Annotated in this window: 14 protein-coding genes; all 14 read left to right on the top strand. The window is 37.9% G+C overall.

The features are described from left to right. Positions 1–94 precede the first annotated feature (94 nt). Positions 95–817 (top strand): elongation factor P 5-aminopentanone reductase, encoded by a 723-nt coding sequence (ymfI, locus tag J2Z40_RS03685; protein WP_066393743.1) that lies wholly within the window; start codon positions 95–97, stop codon positions 815–817. 103 nt (positions 818–920) lie between these two features. Then, positions 921–1,181, top strand: coding sequence for a DUF3243 domain-containing protein (locus J2Z40_RS03690; protein WP_066393744.1), 261 nt, complete (start codon positions 921–923; stop codon positions 1,179–1,181). 448 nt (positions 1,182–1,629) lie between these two features. Further along, positions 1,630–2,421 (top strand): DUF3388 domain-containing protein, encoded by a 792-nt coding sequence (locus J2Z40_RS03695; protein ID WP_066393746.1) that lies wholly within the window; start codon positions 1,630–1,632, stop codon positions 2,419–2,421. Positions 2,422–2,443: 22 nt separating this feature from the next. Beyond that, positions 2,444–3,346: a helix-turn-helix domain-containing protein gene (locus J2Z40_RS03700; RefSeq protein ID WP_066393748.1), complete on the top strand. Its 903-nt coding sequence runs from the start codon at positions 2,444–2,446 to the stop codon at positions 3,344–3,346. 50 nt (positions 3,347–3,396) lie between these two features. Beyond that, positions 3,397–3,975: a CDP-diacylglycerol--glycerol-3-phosphate 3-phosphatidyltransferase gene (gene pgsA, locus J2Z40_RS03705; protein ID WP_066393750.1), complete on the top strand. Its 579-nt coding sequence runs from the start codon at positions 3,397–3,399 to the stop codon at positions 3,973–3,975. A gap of 108 nt (positions 3,976–4,083) precedes the next feature. Next, a complete protein-coding gene (locus J2Z40_RS03710) occupies positions 4,084–5,337 on the top strand; it encodes a competence/damage-inducible protein A (protein WP_066393752.1) in 1,254 nt (417 codons plus the stop codon). A gap of 222 nt (positions 5,338–5,559) precedes the next feature. Then, positions 5,560–6,600: a recombinase RecA gene (gene recA, locus J2Z40_RS03715; protein WP_066393754.1), complete on the top strand. Its 1,041-nt coding sequence runs from the start codon at positions 5,560–5,562 to the stop codon at positions 6,598–6,600. Positions 6,601–7,026: 426 nt separating this feature from the next. Beyond that, positions 7,027–8,592, top strand: a complete 1,566-nt coding sequence (gene rny / locus J2Z40_RS03720) for a ribonuclease Y (RefSeq protein WP_066393755.1) — start codon at positions 7,027–7,029, stop codon at positions 8,590–8,592. Between the two features lie 454 nt (positions 8,593–9,046). Beyond that, positions 9,047–9,844 carry a TIGR00282 family metallophosphoesterase gene (locus J2Z40_RS03725; protein WP_066393758.1) on the top strand — a complete coding sequence of 266 codons (798 nt, stop codon included), beginning with the start codon at positions 9,047–9,049 and terminating at the stop codon, positions 9,842–9,844. 495 nt (positions 9,845–10,339) lie between these two features. After that, positions 10,340–10,600: a stage V sporulation protein SpoVS gene (gene spoVS / locus J2Z40_RS03730; RefSeq protein ID WP_009791522.1), complete on the top strand. Its 261-nt coding sequence runs from the start codon at positions 10,340–10,342 to the stop codon at positions 10,598–10,600. A 269-nt stretch (positions 10,601–10,869) separates the two neighbouring features. Next, a complete protein-coding gene (locus J2Z40_RS03735) occupies positions 10,870–11,802 on the top strand; it encodes a dipeptidase (RefSeq protein ID WP_066393760.1) in 933 nt (310 codons plus the stop codon). 269 nt (positions 11,803–12,071) lie between these two features. Then, positions 12,072–13,808 (top strand): 2-oxoacid:acceptor oxidoreductase subunit alpha, encoded by a 1,737-nt coding sequence (locus J2Z40_RS03740; protein WP_066393761.1) that lies wholly within the window; start codon positions 12,072–12,074, stop codon positions 13,806–13,808. Next, on the top strand, positions 13,809–14,675 hold the full coding sequence (locus J2Z40_RS03745; protein ID WP_066393762.1) for a 2-oxoacid:ferredoxin oxidoreductase subunit beta: 867 nt from the start codon (positions 13,809–13,811) through the stop codon (positions 14,673–14,675). A 523-nt stretch (positions 14,676–15,198) separates the two neighbouring features. Then, positions 15,199–16,743, top strand: a complete 1,545-nt coding sequence (gene miaB / locus J2Z40_RS03750; protein WP_066393763.1) for a tRNA (N6-isopentenyl adenosine(37)-C2)-methylthiotransferase MiaB — start codon at positions 15,199–15,201, stop codon at positions 16,741–16,743. The last annotated feature ends 1 nt before the right edge of the window (position 16,744 follow it).

A 16,744-nucleotide genomic window follows, 5' to 3' on the forward strand; every position in this document is an offset into this window, starting at 1 on the left:
TCACTTTGTGGCCACAAGTCGAACGGTCCAGAAGGGGATAGACTTTCCTTTCTAGCCTGTTCGTCTTGTGCTTTTCTTATTGGGGGAATGGTTTGTGAAAAAGTTTATCTTAATTACTGGAGCAAGTGGGGGAATTGGCAGTGCGATTGCGATGAAATTAGCTGAACAAGGATATTCCTTGTATTTGCATTATCATCAAAACAAAAAAGCGATTGAACAGCTTTTAGAAGCTCTTCAATCATTTGGTGGAGAGTACATACCGGTTCAGGCAGATCTTTCTTCAAAAAGAGGAGTTAAAAAAGCAGCAAGTCAAATATTTTCACTTGATGGCATCATTCATAATAGCGGAACAAGTCATTATGGACTTTTATATGATTTGACTGATGATGTGTTAGATCACTTAATTAGTCTTCATGTTAAAGCCCCGCTGCTGCTTACGAAAGAATTATTGCCAAAAATGCTAACAAAGAAAAAGGGAAATATCATAGTCATATCATCGATTTGGGGACAAACGGGTGCAGCTTGTGAGGTTGCCTACTCAACCGTTAAAGGGGCTCAAATTGCGTTTGTAAAAGCATTAAGTAAGGAAGTAGCACTTAATGGAATTCGTGTGAACACAGTCTCTCCAGGAGCTGTACAAACGGCAATGATGGAAGACTTTTCATTTGAGGAGCTTGAGGAGATAAAAAATGAAATCCCAATGGGAAGACTTGCTACACCAGAAGATATCGCTGACTCCGTTTCTTTTCTTCTGTCTGATCAAGCCTCTTATATAACCGGACAAGTATTAGGTGTGAATGGTGGCTGGTATATGTAATTCAATCAATAGATAAAAAGACATGCATATTTTCCCTTCAAGCAATCCACAATAACAATGTACAATGATGTACAACATTGTTTATAAAGGAGGATCATATTTCATGTCTGTACTTGATAATTGGCAACAGTGGAAAGATTTCCTTGGTGATCGTCTCGATCAAGGACAACAGCAAGGAATGAGTAATGACACGGTGAATAATCTTGCTTTTCAAATTGGAGATTATTTAGCTAAACAAGTTGAACCAAAAAATGAGCAAGAGAAAATTCTTGCTGATCTCTGGTCTGTTGCAAGCAAGGATGAGCAGCAGGCGATTGCAAGTATGATGGTTAAGCTTGTGGATGATAATGGGACAAACAAATAAATTAATGGTCTAAAAAAGAGAGGATAATCCTCTCTTTTTTAATTGCTTAGAAAACTATAAAATCACGCATTATGTATAACTTTATGAGTAGTTTAGACTGCGTCCAGCATCGGCCCTATCGCCTATCAAACTTCAGTACTGCTCCGCAATGATTGCGTCAACATCGGTATCACTATCGCTCACCGTATTTCCTTTATCGAGAGGGGCAGTTATCCACTTTATACGGCGGGACCTTAGGCGCCTGCGCATTTGTTCTTGTATTTAGAATATGAGGGACCCCTTTTTGGGCAGGACTATTTTGTGTTGTCTTTGAGACTGATATCCGTATTTTCATTTTTCTCTTTAAAATGGCAAATTTTGCATTGGTTTTCCTTTCATCTTTAAAGGAAATCATTTATGATATAAGTGGCAAAGAAATTCGGTAGGCAACGGGTATAGGAGGTTTTTTATGAGTAAAAAAGAGTGGTATCTAGAATATGAAATTACAAAGAACCGACCAGGGTTGCTTGGTGATATTTCTTCTCTACTTGGAATGCTATCAATAAATATTGTTACAATTAATGGGGTAGAGCAAGGACGAAGAGGATTATTAATATTAGCGAAAGACGATGAACAAATTGTTCGTTTGGAGTCAATTTTACATACAATGGATACAATAAGATTAATAAAACTTCGCGAGCCTAAATTAAGGGATCGTTTGGCTGTTCGTCACGGAAGATACATACAGCAAGATGCTGATGATAAAAAGACTTTCAGGTTTGTAAGAGATGAGCTTGGACTATTAGTTGACTTTATGGCAGAATTATTTAAGCAGGAAGGGCACAAGCTAATAGGGATTAGAGGGATGCCACGTGTAGGGAAAACAGAGTCAATTGTTGCCTCAAGTGTTTGTGCAAATAAACGATGGCTGTTTGTTTCTTCTACGCTTTTAAAACAAACAATCCGCAGTCAGCTAATTCAAGATGAATACAATGAAAATAATTTATTTATCATTGATGGAATTGTTTCATCTCGACGTGCAAATGAGCGCCATTGGCAGCTAGTGCGTGAAATAATGAGTTTACCTGCTACTAAAGTGGTGGAGCATCCCGATATATTTGTTGAAAACACACAGTACTCAATTGACGATTTTGATTATATTATTGAACTTCGCCATGATCCAGAAGAAGAAATTGTTTATGATATCGTTGATAAGAGTAGGATGTTTTCCGAATCTGAATTTGGGGGCTTTGATTTTTAAGTGAGTTGGAAGGTGTTGTAAATTGACAGAGCTGGGTAATCGATTAAAAGAAGCTCGCTTGGCAAAAAACATGAGTCTTGATGATTTGCAAACAGCAACAAAGATTCAAAAACGATATTTAATAGGCATTGAAGAAGGAAATTATAGCATGATGCCTGGAAAGTTTTATGTTAGGGCATTTATTAAGCAATATGCGGAAGCGGTTGGAATTGAACCAGAAGAAATTTTTGAACAGTTTAAGGAGGATATCCCTTCATCTATAAATGATGATATTCCTGAAAAGTTATCAAGAGTACAGTCACGAAAGAATATTGCTACAAGTCCTTCTAAGGTTTTTGACATACTCCCGAAAGTATTAATTGCTATATTAATAATAGGTGTAGTCGTTGTTTTTTATATTTTTTCGCAAAGAGGTAGTGGGGGAGAAAAAACAAAAGATCAACAAGATCCTGTGACCAGTGATCCGGTAAAGATTGAGGAATCTGATAAATTTACCGATGAGCCAGAGGAAGAACCTGAGGAAGAGAAAGTAACTGGAGAAGAAGAGGAGCAAATAGACGAAAATACTGAAGATGAAATAAATACACCAAAACAAGAAATTTCTGTTGTAGAAGCAGAAACAAGCGGAAAAAAGTCCGTATATGAATTGAAGAATACCGAACAGTTTGAATTAAAGGTTGTCTCTACTGGAGCGACATGGGTGAATATTTTAAATGGGAAAGGCACATCCTTTTTCCAAGGCACGTTAAACAATGGTGAAAACCAAACGATCGATTTCTCTAAAGAGATTGAGGCAAGAATTGTCATTGGTAAATCGACAGAAACTGAGATTTATGTAAATGATGAAAAAGTGGAGTATGCGATTCCACCATCCCAGTCTGTTACGCAAAATATTACCATTCGCTTTTTACAGAACAACGAATAGTCATCAAATGATGACTATTTTTCGTGTTATTACATTATTGGAGGTAAATCATGAATCTGCCAAATAAAATTACGGTTTCAAGAATTTGTTTAATCCCAATCTTTTTACTAATTATGCTCGTACCAGTTTCTTGGGGAGATGTTTCATTACTCGGAACAACCCTTCCTGTTACACATCTACTTGGTGCATTGATTTTTATTATTGCTGCTGCAACAGATTGGGTAGACGGACATTTCGCAAGAAAATATAATCTTGTTACGAATCTTGGGAAATTTCTCGATCCACTTGCGGACAAGCTGCTAGTATCTGCAGCGTTAATTGTTTTAGTGGAGCTTGGGTTTGCCCCATCATGGATTGTGATTATTATTATTAGTCGCGAATTTGCTGTAACTGGCCTGCGACTTATTCTAGCAGGCGGCGGGGAAGTGGTTGCAGCGAATCAACTAGGAAAAATAAAAACTTGGGCACAAATCGTTGCAATATCTGCTCTCCTTTTACATAATATTATATTTGAAATGATAGCCGTTCCATTTGATGACATCGCTCTATGGATTGCATTAATATTTACTGTTTGGTCTGGCTGGGATTATTTCGCAAAAAATAAAGGTGCCTTTATTGAATCTAAATAATTTCACCAATCCGATGAAGTTGAATGAATCTTTATTATCTACCCTTTTAAGTTTAGAGCTTTAATGCCATTTAGGCGTAGAATGATCATATACAAATGAGGTGGCATAATGAATGCAGAAATAATTGCTGTAGGCTCTGAGCTATTATTAGGTCAAATTATTAATACGAATGCTCGGTTTTTATCACAGCAGCTTGCCGAATTAGGGGTTAATGTGTTCTATCATACTTGTGTAGGCGATAACCCAGATCGATTAAAGGAAGCAATAGAAATTGCTGAGAAACGTTCAGATATCCTTATTTTCACAGGTGGCTTAGGCCCGACAAAAGATGATTTAACAAAGGAAACAATCGCAAAGCATGTAAATAAACAACTGATTATGAACGAAGAGGCGCTTCATTCGATTAAGCTTTATTTTGAAAGAACAAAGCGGCAAATGACAGAAAACAATAAAAAGCAGGCAATTGTTCTAGAAGATGCGCATATTTTCCCGAATGAGCATGGAATGGCACCTGGTATGCTGCTAGACACAGAGAAAAATAAATATATGCTTCTCCCAGGACCTCCGAAAGAAATGGAGCCAATGTTTTTGAAATATGGCTATCAGGCGATACGGACATTACTGAAAGAGGATGATGTAATTGTTTCTCGGGTTTTAAGGTTTTTTGGCATTGGAGAAGCGATGCTAGAAACTGAAATTGAGGACTTAATTGATGCTCAGAGTAATCCAACGATTGCTCCACTCGCGTCTGATGGAGAAGTAACGTTAAGGTTAACGGCTAAGCATAAGCAAATGGAAACGGCCCTATCTTTATTAGGGGAGACAGAAGAGCAGATTCTCTCACGTGTTGGTGAATACTTCTATGGATATGATGAAACCTCCCTTATGCATGAGTTAATAAAACAAATAAAAGAACAGAAATTAACCATTGCTTGTGCAGAAAGTTTAACAGGCGGAATGTTCCAACAGGAATTTACGGCAGTCCCTGGTGCAGGTGTGCTTCTTAAGGGCGGTGTTGTTTGTTATACAAACGAAGTGAAAGAAACGGTTTTAAAGGTCCGAAGAGAAACAATAGAAGAAATGGGTGTAGTAAGTCGTCAATGTGCACAGGAGCTTGCTGAAAATATTGCTATCTTAATGAACGCAGATATTGGTATTAGTTTTACAGGAGTTGCGGGGCCGGATGAACTTGAGGGGAATCCAGTTGGAACAGTCTATATGGGCTTGTCGATAAAAGGACAACCTACTAGAGTGGAGAAATTAAATCTAGGAGGAACGAGAGAGGCCATTCGAGTAAAAAGTGTCAAATATGGTTGTCACTTTTTAATTAATAGGTTGAAAGGAAATCAGAATGCAGTTTAGTGCATTCTGATTTTTATTAAAGGTAATTATGTAATTTCTATAGAATTGACCAGTTGAAATTAGTTTTTTTCTCTAGTAGTTATTCGTTTTTCTAAAAGTAGAAGTGGGAGAAAAAAGAAGAATAAACGTTCGCTTTTTTGCTCGACAAACTCACAGAAAACCGTTATAGTAAACATAGGCATTGAGACTAAGAAATCCGTTTATTAATAGGAGGAAGAATAAATGAGCGATCGTCAAGCAGCACTAGAGATGGCGTTAAAACAAATAGAAAAACAATTTGGTAAAGGTTCGATCATGAAGCTAGGTGAGCAAACAGACAGACGAGTGTCTACTATTCCAAGTGGATCACTTGCCCTAGATTCAGCACTTGGCGTAGGCGGTTATCCAAGAGGACGTATCATTGAAATTTACGGACCGGAAAGCTCGGGTAAGACGACTGTTGCCCTGCATGCTATTGCTGAAGTACAAGCTAAAGGTGGTCAAGCAGCATTTATTGATGCTGAGCATGCACTGGATCCAGTCTATGCACAAAAGCTTGGCGTTAACATTGATGAGTTGCTTCTTTCACAGCCAGATACTGGTGAACAAGCATTAGAGATTGCTGAAGCACTTGTAAGAAGTGGTGCGGTTGATATTCTAGTTGTTGACTCCGTTGCAGCACTTGTGCCAAAAGCAGAAATTGAAGGAGAAATGGGCGACTCTCATATTGGGTTACAAGCACGTTTAATGTCCCAAGCGCTTCGTAAGCTATCAGGTGCAATCAATAAATCAAAAACAATTGCGATATTCATTAACCAAATTCGTGAAAAAGTAGGCGTTATGTTCGGAAATCCTGAGACAACTCCAGGTGGCCGTGCATTAAAGTTTTACTCAACTATCCGTCTTGAAGTGCGTCGTGCAGAAGCATTAAAGCAAGGTCAAGAAATTGTTGGGAACAGAACAAAAATTAAAGTAGTGAAAAATAAAGTAGCTCCTCCATTCCGTGTGGCAGAAGTAGATATCATGTATGGAGAAGGAATTTCTAAAGAAGGCGAGATCATTGACATTGGTTCTGAGTTGGATATCGTTCAGAAGAGTGGTTCATGGTACTCCTTTAATGATGAGCGTGTGGGCCAAGGCCGTGAAAATGCGAAGTTATTCTTAAAGGAAAATCCTGATGTTTGCCTTGAAATTCAAACGAAAATTCGAGAGCATTATGGGCTTGATGGTGAAAAAACAATTAGTGGAGATGAAGATCAAGAAGAATTCCAACTAATTGATTAATAGTTCAGAGAAAAGGCAAAGCTGCAAAATAGAAGCTTTGCCTTTTTTATAGGGAAAGAATATAAAGCTTGATTCATAGCATTAACGAACTGTAAAAGGTGCTTTTTCGTATAAAAACGATAGCTGAAATCCTCTTCCCTTCAAGAACGAAATGAATGGGAACAAAAAATCAAGCTTGCACATTTCTCCTAACATACGAAATTGAAAAATCGGCTAGGCAAAAGGCGCCAAAATAATAGCAACGTGTACATGAGTAGGCCTTGACAATGAAATTCCACAGCTTTACAATTAAAAATGTATATTTTACATTTTATGATTAAATGAAACGTTGAAAAGCCTTAGTGCTGTATATTGATTGGACAATGTACACGCCAACACTTTAAAAACGTAACACAAAAAAAGTTCATAGCAAGAGGAGGTGAAATGATGGAACTTTTAACAGCAGTCATCATCTCCAGTTTGCTTGGCCTATTCGTTGGTGCGGTTGTTAGTTATTTTGTTTGTAAGTCCATTGCAAAGGCAAAAGTTGCCGGAGCAAAAGATGCTGCAGAGCAGATCTTAGAAGATGCAAAACGTGAAGCAGATGCAATAAAGAAAGAAGCTCTAATCGAGGCAAAGGATGAGATTCATAAGCTTCGAACAGAGGCAGAACGTGAAGTTCGTGATCGAAGAAATGAGTTGCAAAAACAAGAAAATCGTTTGCTACAAAGAGAAGAAAATCTTGATCGTAAAGATGATACCTTAGATAAACGAGAAACACTATTAGAGAAGAGGGACGATTCTCTTAACAAAAGACAACAGCATATTGAAGAGATGGAAAGCAAAGTGGACGAGATGGTACGTGCACAACAGACTGAGCTGGAACGCGTCTCGGGCTTATCTCGTGAAGAGGCAAAGTCCATCATTTTGGAGCGAGTCGAGCAGGAAGTGGCTCATGATGTCGCAATAATGATAAAAGAGGGCGAAGTAAGAGCGAAGGAAGAAGCAGATAAGAAAGCGAAGGATATTTTATCATTAGCTATCCAACGATGCGCGGCAGATCATGTGGCAGAAACAACTGTATCTGTTGTAAATCTCCCTAATGATGAAATGAAGGGGCGTATTATTGGTCGAGAAGGTAGAAATATCCGAACACTTGAAACGCTAACTGGAATTGATCTTATTATTGATGATACACCAGAAGCTGTTATTTTATCTGGTTTTGACCCGATTCGCCGTGAAACCGCTCGTCTAGCCTTAGACAAGCTTGTACAGGATGGACGTATTCACCCTGCACGAATTGAGGAAATGGTTGATAAAGCTCGTCGTGAGGTTGATGAACATATCCGTGAAATTGGTGAGCAAACTACTTTTGAAGTAGGTGTTCATGGTCTTCACCCAGATTTAATCAAAATTCTTGGCCGCTTGAAATTCCGGACAAGCTACGGACAAAATGTCCTTAAGCATTCAATGGAAGTTGCACAGCTTTCAGGATTATTAGCAGCAGAACTTGGTCAAGATGAAGTGCTAGCAAGACGTGCGGGACTATTGCATGATATTGGGAAGGCAATTGACCATGAAGTGGAAGGAAGCCATGTTGAAATTGGAGTAGAGCTTGCTACTAAGTATAAAGAGCATCCAATTGTGATTAATAGTATTGCTTCCCATCATGGTGACACTGAACCAACATCAATTATAGCTGTTCTTGTTGCTGCAGCAGATGCATTATCAGCAGCACGCCCAGGAGCAAGAAGAGAGACACTTGAGAATTATATTCGCCGTCTAGAGAAACTGGAAGAGATATCCGAATCTTATGATGGTGTGGAGAAATCATTTGCCATTCAGGCAGGTCGTGAAATCCGGATTTTAGTAAAGCCTGAGCAAATTGATGATCTAGAAGCTCATCGATTAGCAAGAGATATCCGTAAAAAGATTGAAGAAGAGCTAGATTATCCTGGACATATTAAAGTGACGGTTATTCGTGAGACAAGAGCCGTAGAATATGCAAAGTAAGGCGATGCACAATGCATCGCTTTCTTTTTTGTTTGGCTCTGTTATTATTTCCTGTTGATTATCGTGTATGTATGAGAAATTATAGACGGAGGATTTCCTCCCAATATGTAAAGAGAAAGCTGAAGAAGCAAAATATAAGCGGAATAATTCCGGTTAAAGTAAAAAAGAAAGTTTAAAAAGTGAATATAAGCGGAGAAATTCCGGTTAACTGCTCTAAATAAGACAAAATCTATCAATTTGGATCATATAAGCGGAAAAACTCCCCTTATTTTTAAGGAAATAGAGGTATTTCCCAATTTAGCCGGAATTTCTCCGTTTATTTTTCAAAAATAGTAAAAATCAACATTCGTATTAACAGAGCTTTTTAAAAAAATTTGATAGGATAGATGAACTTGAGTGAAAAAGGTTCAGTTGTGATAAACTGAAAAGAGGATTTTATAGAGAGGGCGATTGGATGAATATATTATTTGTAGGGGACGTAGTTGGCTCCCAGGGGCGTGATATGATAAAGGAATATGTTCCCAAGCTAAAAGAAAAGTATCGCCCACAGATAACAGTGATTAATGGTGAAAATGCTGCAGGTGGAAAAGGGATTACAGAAAAAATCTATCGAGGGTTTTTGGAATCGGGTGCACAGGCAGTTACCCTTGGAAATCATACATGGGATAACAAGGAGATCTTTGAGTTTATTGATCGTGCAAAGTATTTAGTGAGGCCAGCAAACTTTCCAGAGGGGAATCCAGGGAAGGGCATCGTATATCTTAAGTATAATACCGAAGAAGTTGCGATTATAAGCTTACAAGGCAGAACTTTTATGCCGGTTATCGATTGTCCATTCAAAAAGGCGGATGAATTGATTGAGGAAGCGAAAAAAAGAACGTCGATCATATTTGTAGACTTTCATGCAGAAGCAACGAGTGAAAAGCAAGCGATGGGCTGGTATTTAGATGGAAAAGTGACAGCTGTGATTGGAACACATACACATGTGCAAACCGCAGATAACCGAATATTACCTGGAGGGACTGCATTTTTAACAGATGTAGGTATGACAGGCCCATATGATGGGATATTAGGGGTTGAAAAAGAGGCGGTGCTGAGAAGATTTCTAACAAGTCTGCCGGTCCGTTTTGAAGTACCAAAAGAAGGACGAAAGCAATTAAGCGCAGTATTAATTGACCTTGATAATCAGACAGGGAAAGCAAGGAAAATAGAACGAATTTTAATCAATGATGATCATCCTTTTTATTCTTAAATAAAATAAAGACTGTATCCTATGCATATAAGGCAAAGGACACAGTCTTTTTTTATTAGACTGTTTTCACAAATATCGCTGCTAATTTACAAATAATTAGTAAAAGGTGATTTCCTCTACAGGATGCTCGCTGGATCCGTAACATGGTACGCTTGAGCAATCACTCCTGCTCAGGTCTCATCTGTCCCACAGGGGTGATTAAACTGCTGTGGAAAGCTCTTCCTCACGTATAAGCTTATACGTGAGGAAGGGAAATCTAAACGAGTTACTATTTCTCAATTGGACGACCTGATTATTTTGTCCAAGCCGGAATAAGTGATTTAACTGCTGAATATAGTAACAATGGAATGATTTATACCTGACGTGTTCCCTGCCAAAGAAAAGCTTCGAAACTTTTTCTTTTTCTTTCAATTTTGTGAAAGTTAAAGGAGGAACTAACTAGATAAAATGTAGGATATGGACATGCGGGAGGGGTAAAACAAGGAGGAGCTAGGAATGGAAATTTTAAAAGTTTCAGCAAAATCTAATCCTAATTCTGTAGCAGGTGCGCTTGCAGGTGTTCTGCGAGAAAGAGGCGGCGCTGAAATTCAAGCAATTGGCGCAGGTGCATTAAACCAGGCGGTAAAAGCAGTAGCGATTGCAAGAGGATTCGTGGCGCCTAGCGGAGTGGATTTGATTTGTATCCCAGCATTTACAGATATTAAGATTGATGGAGAAGAGCGTACGGCAATCAAACTGATTGTTGAGCCAAGATAATTCCATCAAAGCAGCCCTGTGACTTTATAACATAGCAAGAATAGAGATAATGAGAGCAAAAAAATTAGACGCCTGTTTGCAATAACCGCAAGCAGGTTCTTTTTATGAGATTGTAGTATGTTGAAAAACGATAATTATCCTTAGTTAAGAAGGAGTAAACTTCCTATCAAAGTTCAGAATCTCATCCCCCTTTTTTACCAAAAAGGGATGTTCGCTTTTAGTCTTTCATAGTCATTAGGATGATTATTTGATGAAAGGTGGATTAATCTATGAACATATTTGATGCCCATTGCGATGTCCTCTACAAGCTGTTTTTAGATTCAAGACTTCCATTCAAAGATTCAAAGTCGCTTCAGGTCAATCTAGATGGTCTAAATGCCGCTGGAGTGAAGGTCCAATGCTTTGCGATTTATATCCCTGAGTCTGTGCATCCAGACATGCGCTTTCATGCAGCATTATACATGATAGAATTATTTTTTGAACGTGTCATCAAGACGAATCCTCAACTGAAAATGATTACAGATTACAAGGATATTAAGCAATTGGGAGCAGATGATATAGGGGCCATATTGACTTTAGAAGGCTGTGATGCCATTGGCCAAGATTTATTGAAATTAAAAACACTTCTGCGCCTCGGTGTTACATCTGTTGGTTTAACATGGAATCATAGCAATGCCGTAGCAGACGGTGTGCTAGAGGAAAGAGGGGCTGGTTTATCTACTTTTGGAAAAAAGGTTGTTCATCTATTGAATGAATCTGCTATTTGGTGTGATGTATCCCATTTATCGGAGCGCGGTTTTTGGGATGTGATAGAGTTAAGTGACTATCCAATTGCCTCCCATTCTAATTGCTATTCACTATGTCCGCATCCAAGAAATTTAAGCAATGATCAAATTAAATCATTAATAGAGAGAAACGGAGTCATCGGAATAACCTTTTATCCGGAATACTTAACGGCAAGGAAAATCGCAACAGTGACGGATATACTAAGACATTTAGAATATGTTTGCTCACTAGGTGGAGAAAATCATGTAGGATTTGGTTCGGATTTTGACGGGATGGGTGATAAGCTGCCGATGGGCATAGCTAGTGTGGAAGATTACGATCTTTTAATAAATGAACTAATAAAATATTATTCTAGTAAACAAATTGAGAATTTTTTGTTTAAAAATTTTATTGAAAGATACCCCCAAAAAAGCTAGTAGTTCCTTCTGTTATTATCATAATAAATAGTGTGAAAAAATGATAAATCTATAATATTTGCATTAATATTAAAATATTCATATTTTCGACAATAATTATTCCGAAAGGGTTGATTTTTTTAAGACTTAGGTCTAGAATTGAAAGCGTTTAGTACCCATTCAAAATCCTTCATTCACTTACTTTAATAAGGTTTCTGAAGCGAGTGCTACACTAAATTAATTGAATCGTTTTTACATATTTTTCTAACGTATCTAAAGGGGTGTAAGACATGATCAATCAACTTTCATGGAAAGTTGGAGGGCAACAAGGGGAAGGTATTGAAAGTACTGGAGAAATCTTCTCTATTGCATTAAATCGATTAGGCTACTACTTGTACGGTTATCGTCACTTTTCATCTCGTATTAAAGGTGGACATACGAATAATAAAATTCGTGTGAGCACAACTCAAGTTCGTTCGATCTCTGACGATCTTGATATTTTGGTAGCATTCGATCAAGAAACAATTGATTTAAATTACAAAGAGCTACATGAAAAAGGAATTATTATTGCAGATTCAAAATTCAACCCTAAAAAACCGGAAGACACACAAGCGTCAATGTTTGCAGTGCCTTTTACTGAGCGTGCGACTGAACTGGGCACTTCTCTAATGAAAAACATGGTAGCTGTTGGGGCAACTTGTGCGGTTTTGAATTTAAATATTAAAGTGTTTGAAGATGTTGTTGAGGAAATTTTCGGACGTAAAGGAAAGCAAGTTGTTGATAAAAATATGGAAGCCATTCAAGCAGGCTTTGATGTGATGAAAGAACAACTTAGTGACAAAGTAGAGCTAATGGAACTTGAAAAAGCGGATGGCAATAAGCGGATGTTCATGATCGGAAATGATGCTATTGCTCTTGGAGCATTAGCAGGCGGTTGCCGATTCATGGCTGCCTATCCAATTACACCAGCATCAGATATTATGGAGTACTTAATTAAGAAGCTACCTCCAGTTGGTGGAGCGGTTATTCAAACAGAGGATGAAATTGCTGCAGTAACAATGACAATCGGCGCTAACTATGGCGGCGTACGTGCGTTAACTGCATCATCTGGTCCTGGACTTTCATTAAAAATGGAGGCCATTGGTTTATCAGGGATTACAGAAACACCATTAGTTATTGTTGATACACAGCGTGGGGGTCCATCAACAGGGCTGCCGACAAAGCAAGAGCAATCAGATTTAATGGCAATGATTTATGGTACACATGGGGAAATTCCGAAGATTGTTATGGCACCAAGTACCGTTCAAGAAGCATTCTATGATACAGCAGAAGCATTTAACCTTGCTGAGGAATATCAATGCCCTGTTATCATTTTATCGGATTTACAATTATCATTAGGTAAACAAACAGTAGAGCCTCTTGATTATAGTAAAGTTGAAATTCGTCGTGGAAAGCTTGTAACTGAAGAGTTACCAGAAATTGAAAATAAAGGATACTTTAAGCGTTATGAAGTAACCGAGGATGGCGTATCACCACGTACAATTCCTGGAACGAAAAATGGCATTCACCATGTGACAGGTGTGGAGCATGATGAAACAGGCAAGCCATCTGAATCTGCTTTAAACCGTAATGCACAGATGGACAAGCGATTCCGTAAAATTGAAAACTTGAAATTTGATACGCCAGTATATAAGAATGCTCCACATGAAGAAGCGGACCTTTTAATCGTTGGCTTTAACTCAACACGCGGAGCAATTGAGGAAGCGATGGCTCGACTTGAAAAGGATGGTTTAAAGGTAAACCATGCACATATTCGCTTAATCTATCCATTCCCGTCTAATGAATTATTGCCGCTTGTTCAATCTGCGAAGAAGATTGTAGTCGTAGAAAACAATGCAACAGGGCAATTGGCAAATATGATGTTGATGAATGTCGGTCATGCTGAAAAAGTGACAAAAATGCTTAAGTACGACGGAAATCCATTCTTGCCGCATGAAATTCATACAAGATGCAAGGAGTTGGTATAAATGGCAACATTTAAAGATTTTCGAAATAGTGTAAAGCCTAACTGGTGCCCAGGATGTGGAGATTTCTCTGTACAGGCAGCGATCCAGCGTGCAGCTGCAAATGTTGGACTAGAGCCTGAAAACTTAGCAGTTATTTCAGGTATTGGCTGCTCAGGACGTATTTCAGGTTATATTAATTCATATGGATTGCATGGAATTCATGGTCGTTCACTGCCAATTGCAACAGGTGTTAAAATGGCAAACCGTGATTTAACAGTTATTGCTTCTGGTGGAGATGGAGATGGATATGCAATCGGAATGAGTCATACAATCCATGCCATTCGCCGTAATGTGAATATCACTTATATCGTAATGGATAACCAAATCTATGGTTTAACAAAAGGACAAACATCACCAAGATCAGCAACAGGCTTTAAAACAAAATCAACGCCTGAAGGTTCCATTGAACAAGCAATTGCCCCGATGGAAATGGCATTAACTGCTGGAGCAACATTTGTTGCACAAAGCTTCTCTACTGATCTAAAGGATTTAACAGCATTAATTGAAGCAGGAATTAACCATGATGGCTTCTCTTTAATCAATGTTTTCAGTCCTTGTGTGACGTACAATAAAATCAACACATATGATTGGTTTAAAGAAAATTTAACCAAGCTAAGTGATATCGAAGGATATAACCCACATGATAAAGGAATGGCTATGCAAACATTAATGAATCATAATGGGTTAGTAACAGGTCTTATTTATCAAGATACTGAGCGCAAATCTTACCAAGAGTTATTAAATGGCTACTCAGAATCACCGCTTGTAGATGCAGATCTTACATTAGACCAAGTACATTTCGATAAACTTGTTGATGAATTTATGTAATAATTGTGAAATACCTGGGTGGATTCCTGGGTATTTCTTTTTTTATCGCTAGAGATGTAAGTGAAAGTGATAAAAATCACGTTCAAATCATTGAAATTCATATAATATTATTATCTATGAAAAGAATACATAGCAGTAGATTTAAAGTAAGTTGAAAAACTGCCTGAGCTGTTGCCCCTTGGGAGGATTTCTATTGTTTTCAATTCATAAAAGCTTTATACTATAGTAATGTGTGCAGGTATTCACTTTGTTCTTACAATAATAATTTAACATGCTTTAATTAGCAGTAAGATTTCCACAACATTCTTTAAGTATCGAATGAAGACATATTGGTGGATCTGCTGTTCATAAAAGCTCAAGTGTAGGAAAAGAACGAAGTATTCCACGTTATGTTTGGACTGCAAAGAACCAATAGCGTGGGATGAAAAACTTCACAAATTGACATTTCACTTATATTTAGATGAATGAACAATGGATAGATTTTTTCTCAAAATATTCATAGAGAAAGGGGACTAACAAAAAAATGAATGAACAACAACGGCTTGAAGGCCAGCAAGTACAAAAGGCAAATTCAACTGAGAATAAGGCTGAAAAAGATTATAGCAAGTACTTTGAAGCAGTGTATACGCCACCGTCCTTAAAGGAAGCAAAAAAGCGTGGAAAAGAAGATGTTAAGTACCATAATGATTTTGATATCCCAGAAGAGTTTCATGAGATGGGGAGAGGCCGTAAATTTTATATCCGCACATTTGGCTGTCAAATGAATGAGCATGATACGGAAGTAATGGCTGGAATATTCCTAAATCTTGGATACGAGCCAACCGATTCGGTTGAAGATGCAAATGTCATTTTGTTAAATACATGTGCTGTTCGTGAAAATGCTGAGAATAAAGTGTTTGGTGAGCTTGGCCACTTAAAGCATTTGAAAAAAGAAAAGCCAGATCTGCTTCTAGGTGTATGTGGCTGTATGTCTCAAGAGGAATCAGTTGTTAACAAAATCCTAAAAACATATGATCAAGTAGATATTATTTTCGGTACTCATAATATTCACCGTCTTCCTAACATCTTACATGAAGCATATATGTCAAAAGAAATGGTTGTTGAAGTTTGGTCTAAAGAAGGGGATGTAATTGAAAACCTTCCGAAAGTACGTAAAGGGAATATCAAAGCTTGGGTTAATATCATGTATGGCTGTGACAAGTTCTGTACGTACTGTATTGTGCCATATACACGTGGTAAGGAACGAAGCCGTCGTCCAGAAGATATTATTCAGGAAGTGAGACAGCTTGCTGCTCAAGGATATCAAGAAATTACTCTTCTTGGCCAAAATGTGAATGCATATGGAAAAGATCTTGAAGGCATGAGCTATGGCTTAGGTGATCTTATGGATGAAATCCGTAAAATAGATATTCCGCGTATCCGATTTACAACGAGCCACCCACGTGATTTTGATGATTATCTAATTGAAGTACTAGCAAAAGGTGGAAACCTTGTTGAGCATATTCATCTGCCCGTTCAATCTGGTTCAAATGAAGTGCTAAAAATCATGGCTCGTAAGTATACAAGAGAACATTACTTAGAGTTAATCCGCAAAATTAAAGCAGCTATTCCTAATGCTACTTTTACAACAGACATTATTGTTGGGTATCCGAATGAAACGGAAGAACAATTCGAAGAAACAATGTCCCTTTACCGTGAAGTCGGATATGAAGCGGCTTATACATTTATTTATTCTCCAAGGGAAGGAACACCTGCTGCTGCGATGCAGGATAATGTCCCATTAGAAGTTAAAAAGAACCGTTTGCAGCGCTTGAATGCTCTTGTTAATGAGCTTTCAGCAGAAGCAATGAAAAAGTATCAAGATGAGATAGTTGAAGTCTTGGTAGAGGGTGAAAGTAAGAACAATCCAGATGTCTTAGCAGGATATACAAGAAAAAATAAACTAGTAAACTTTAAAGGACCAAAATCTGCCATTGGTAAAATTGTTAAAGTAAAAGTAACCGGTACGAAAACTTGGTCATTAAACGGAGATATGATTGAAGAACTAGATATGGTTGAGGTGGAGTAAA

It is taken from the genome of Cytobacillus eiseniae, assembly GCF_017874625.1.
GTDB classification, from domain to species: Bacteria; Bacillota; Bacilli; order Bacillales; family Cytobacillaceae; genus Cytobacillus; species Cytobacillus eiseniae.

What these genes read in the sequence shown, in the direction of transcription:
- J2Z40_RS03690 (WP_066393744.1), top strand. Translation starts at nt 921, where the DNA reads ATGTCTGTACTTGATAATTGGCAACAGTGGAAAGATTTCCTTGGTGAT.
- J2Z40_RS03695 (WP_066393746.1), top strand. Translation starts at nt 1,630, where the DNA reads ATGAGTAAAAAAGAGTGGTATCTAGAATATGAAATTACAAAGAACCGA.
- pgsA (WP_066393750.1), top strand. Translation starts at nt 3,397, where the DNA reads ATGAATCTGCCAAATAAAATTACGGTTTCAAGAATTTGTTTAATCCCA.
- J2Z40_RS03710 (WP_066393752.1), top strand. Translation starts at nt 4,084, where the DNA reads ATGAATGCAGAAATAATTGCTGTAGGCTCTGAGCTATTATTAGGTCAA.
- recA (WP_066393754.1), top strand. Translation starts at nt 5,560, where the DNA reads ATGAGCGATCGTCAAGCAGCACTAGAGATGGCGTTAAAACAAATAGAA.
- rny (WP_066393755.1), top strand. Translation starts at nt 7,027, where the DNA reads ATGGAACTTTTAACAGCAGTCATCATCTCCAGTTTGCTTGGCCTATTC.
- J2Z40_RS03725 (WP_066393758.1), top strand. Translation starts at nt 9,047, where the DNA reads ATGAATATATTATTTGTAGGGGACGTAGTTGGCTCCCAGGGGCGTGAT.
- spoVS (WP_009791522.1), top strand. Translation starts at nt 10,340, where the DNA reads ATGGAAATTTTAAAAGTTTCAGCAAAATCTAATCCTAATTCTGTAGCA.
- J2Z40_RS03735 (WP_066393760.1), top strand. Translation starts at nt 10,870, where the DNA reads ATGAACATATTTGATGCCCATTGCGATGTCCTCTACAAGCTGTTTTTA.
- J2Z40_RS03740 (WP_066393761.1), top strand. Translation starts at nt 12,072, where the DNA reads ATGATCAATCAACTTTCATGGAAAGTTGGAGGGCAACAAGGGGAAGGT.
- J2Z40_RS03745 (WP_066393762.1), top strand. Translation starts at nt 13,809, where the DNA reads ATGGCAACATTTAAAGATTTTCGAAATAGTGTAAAGCCTAACTGGTGC.
- miaB (WP_066393763.1), top strand. Translation starts at nt 15,199, where the DNA reads ATGAATGAACAACAACGGCTTGAAGGCCAGCAAGTACAAAAGGCAAAT.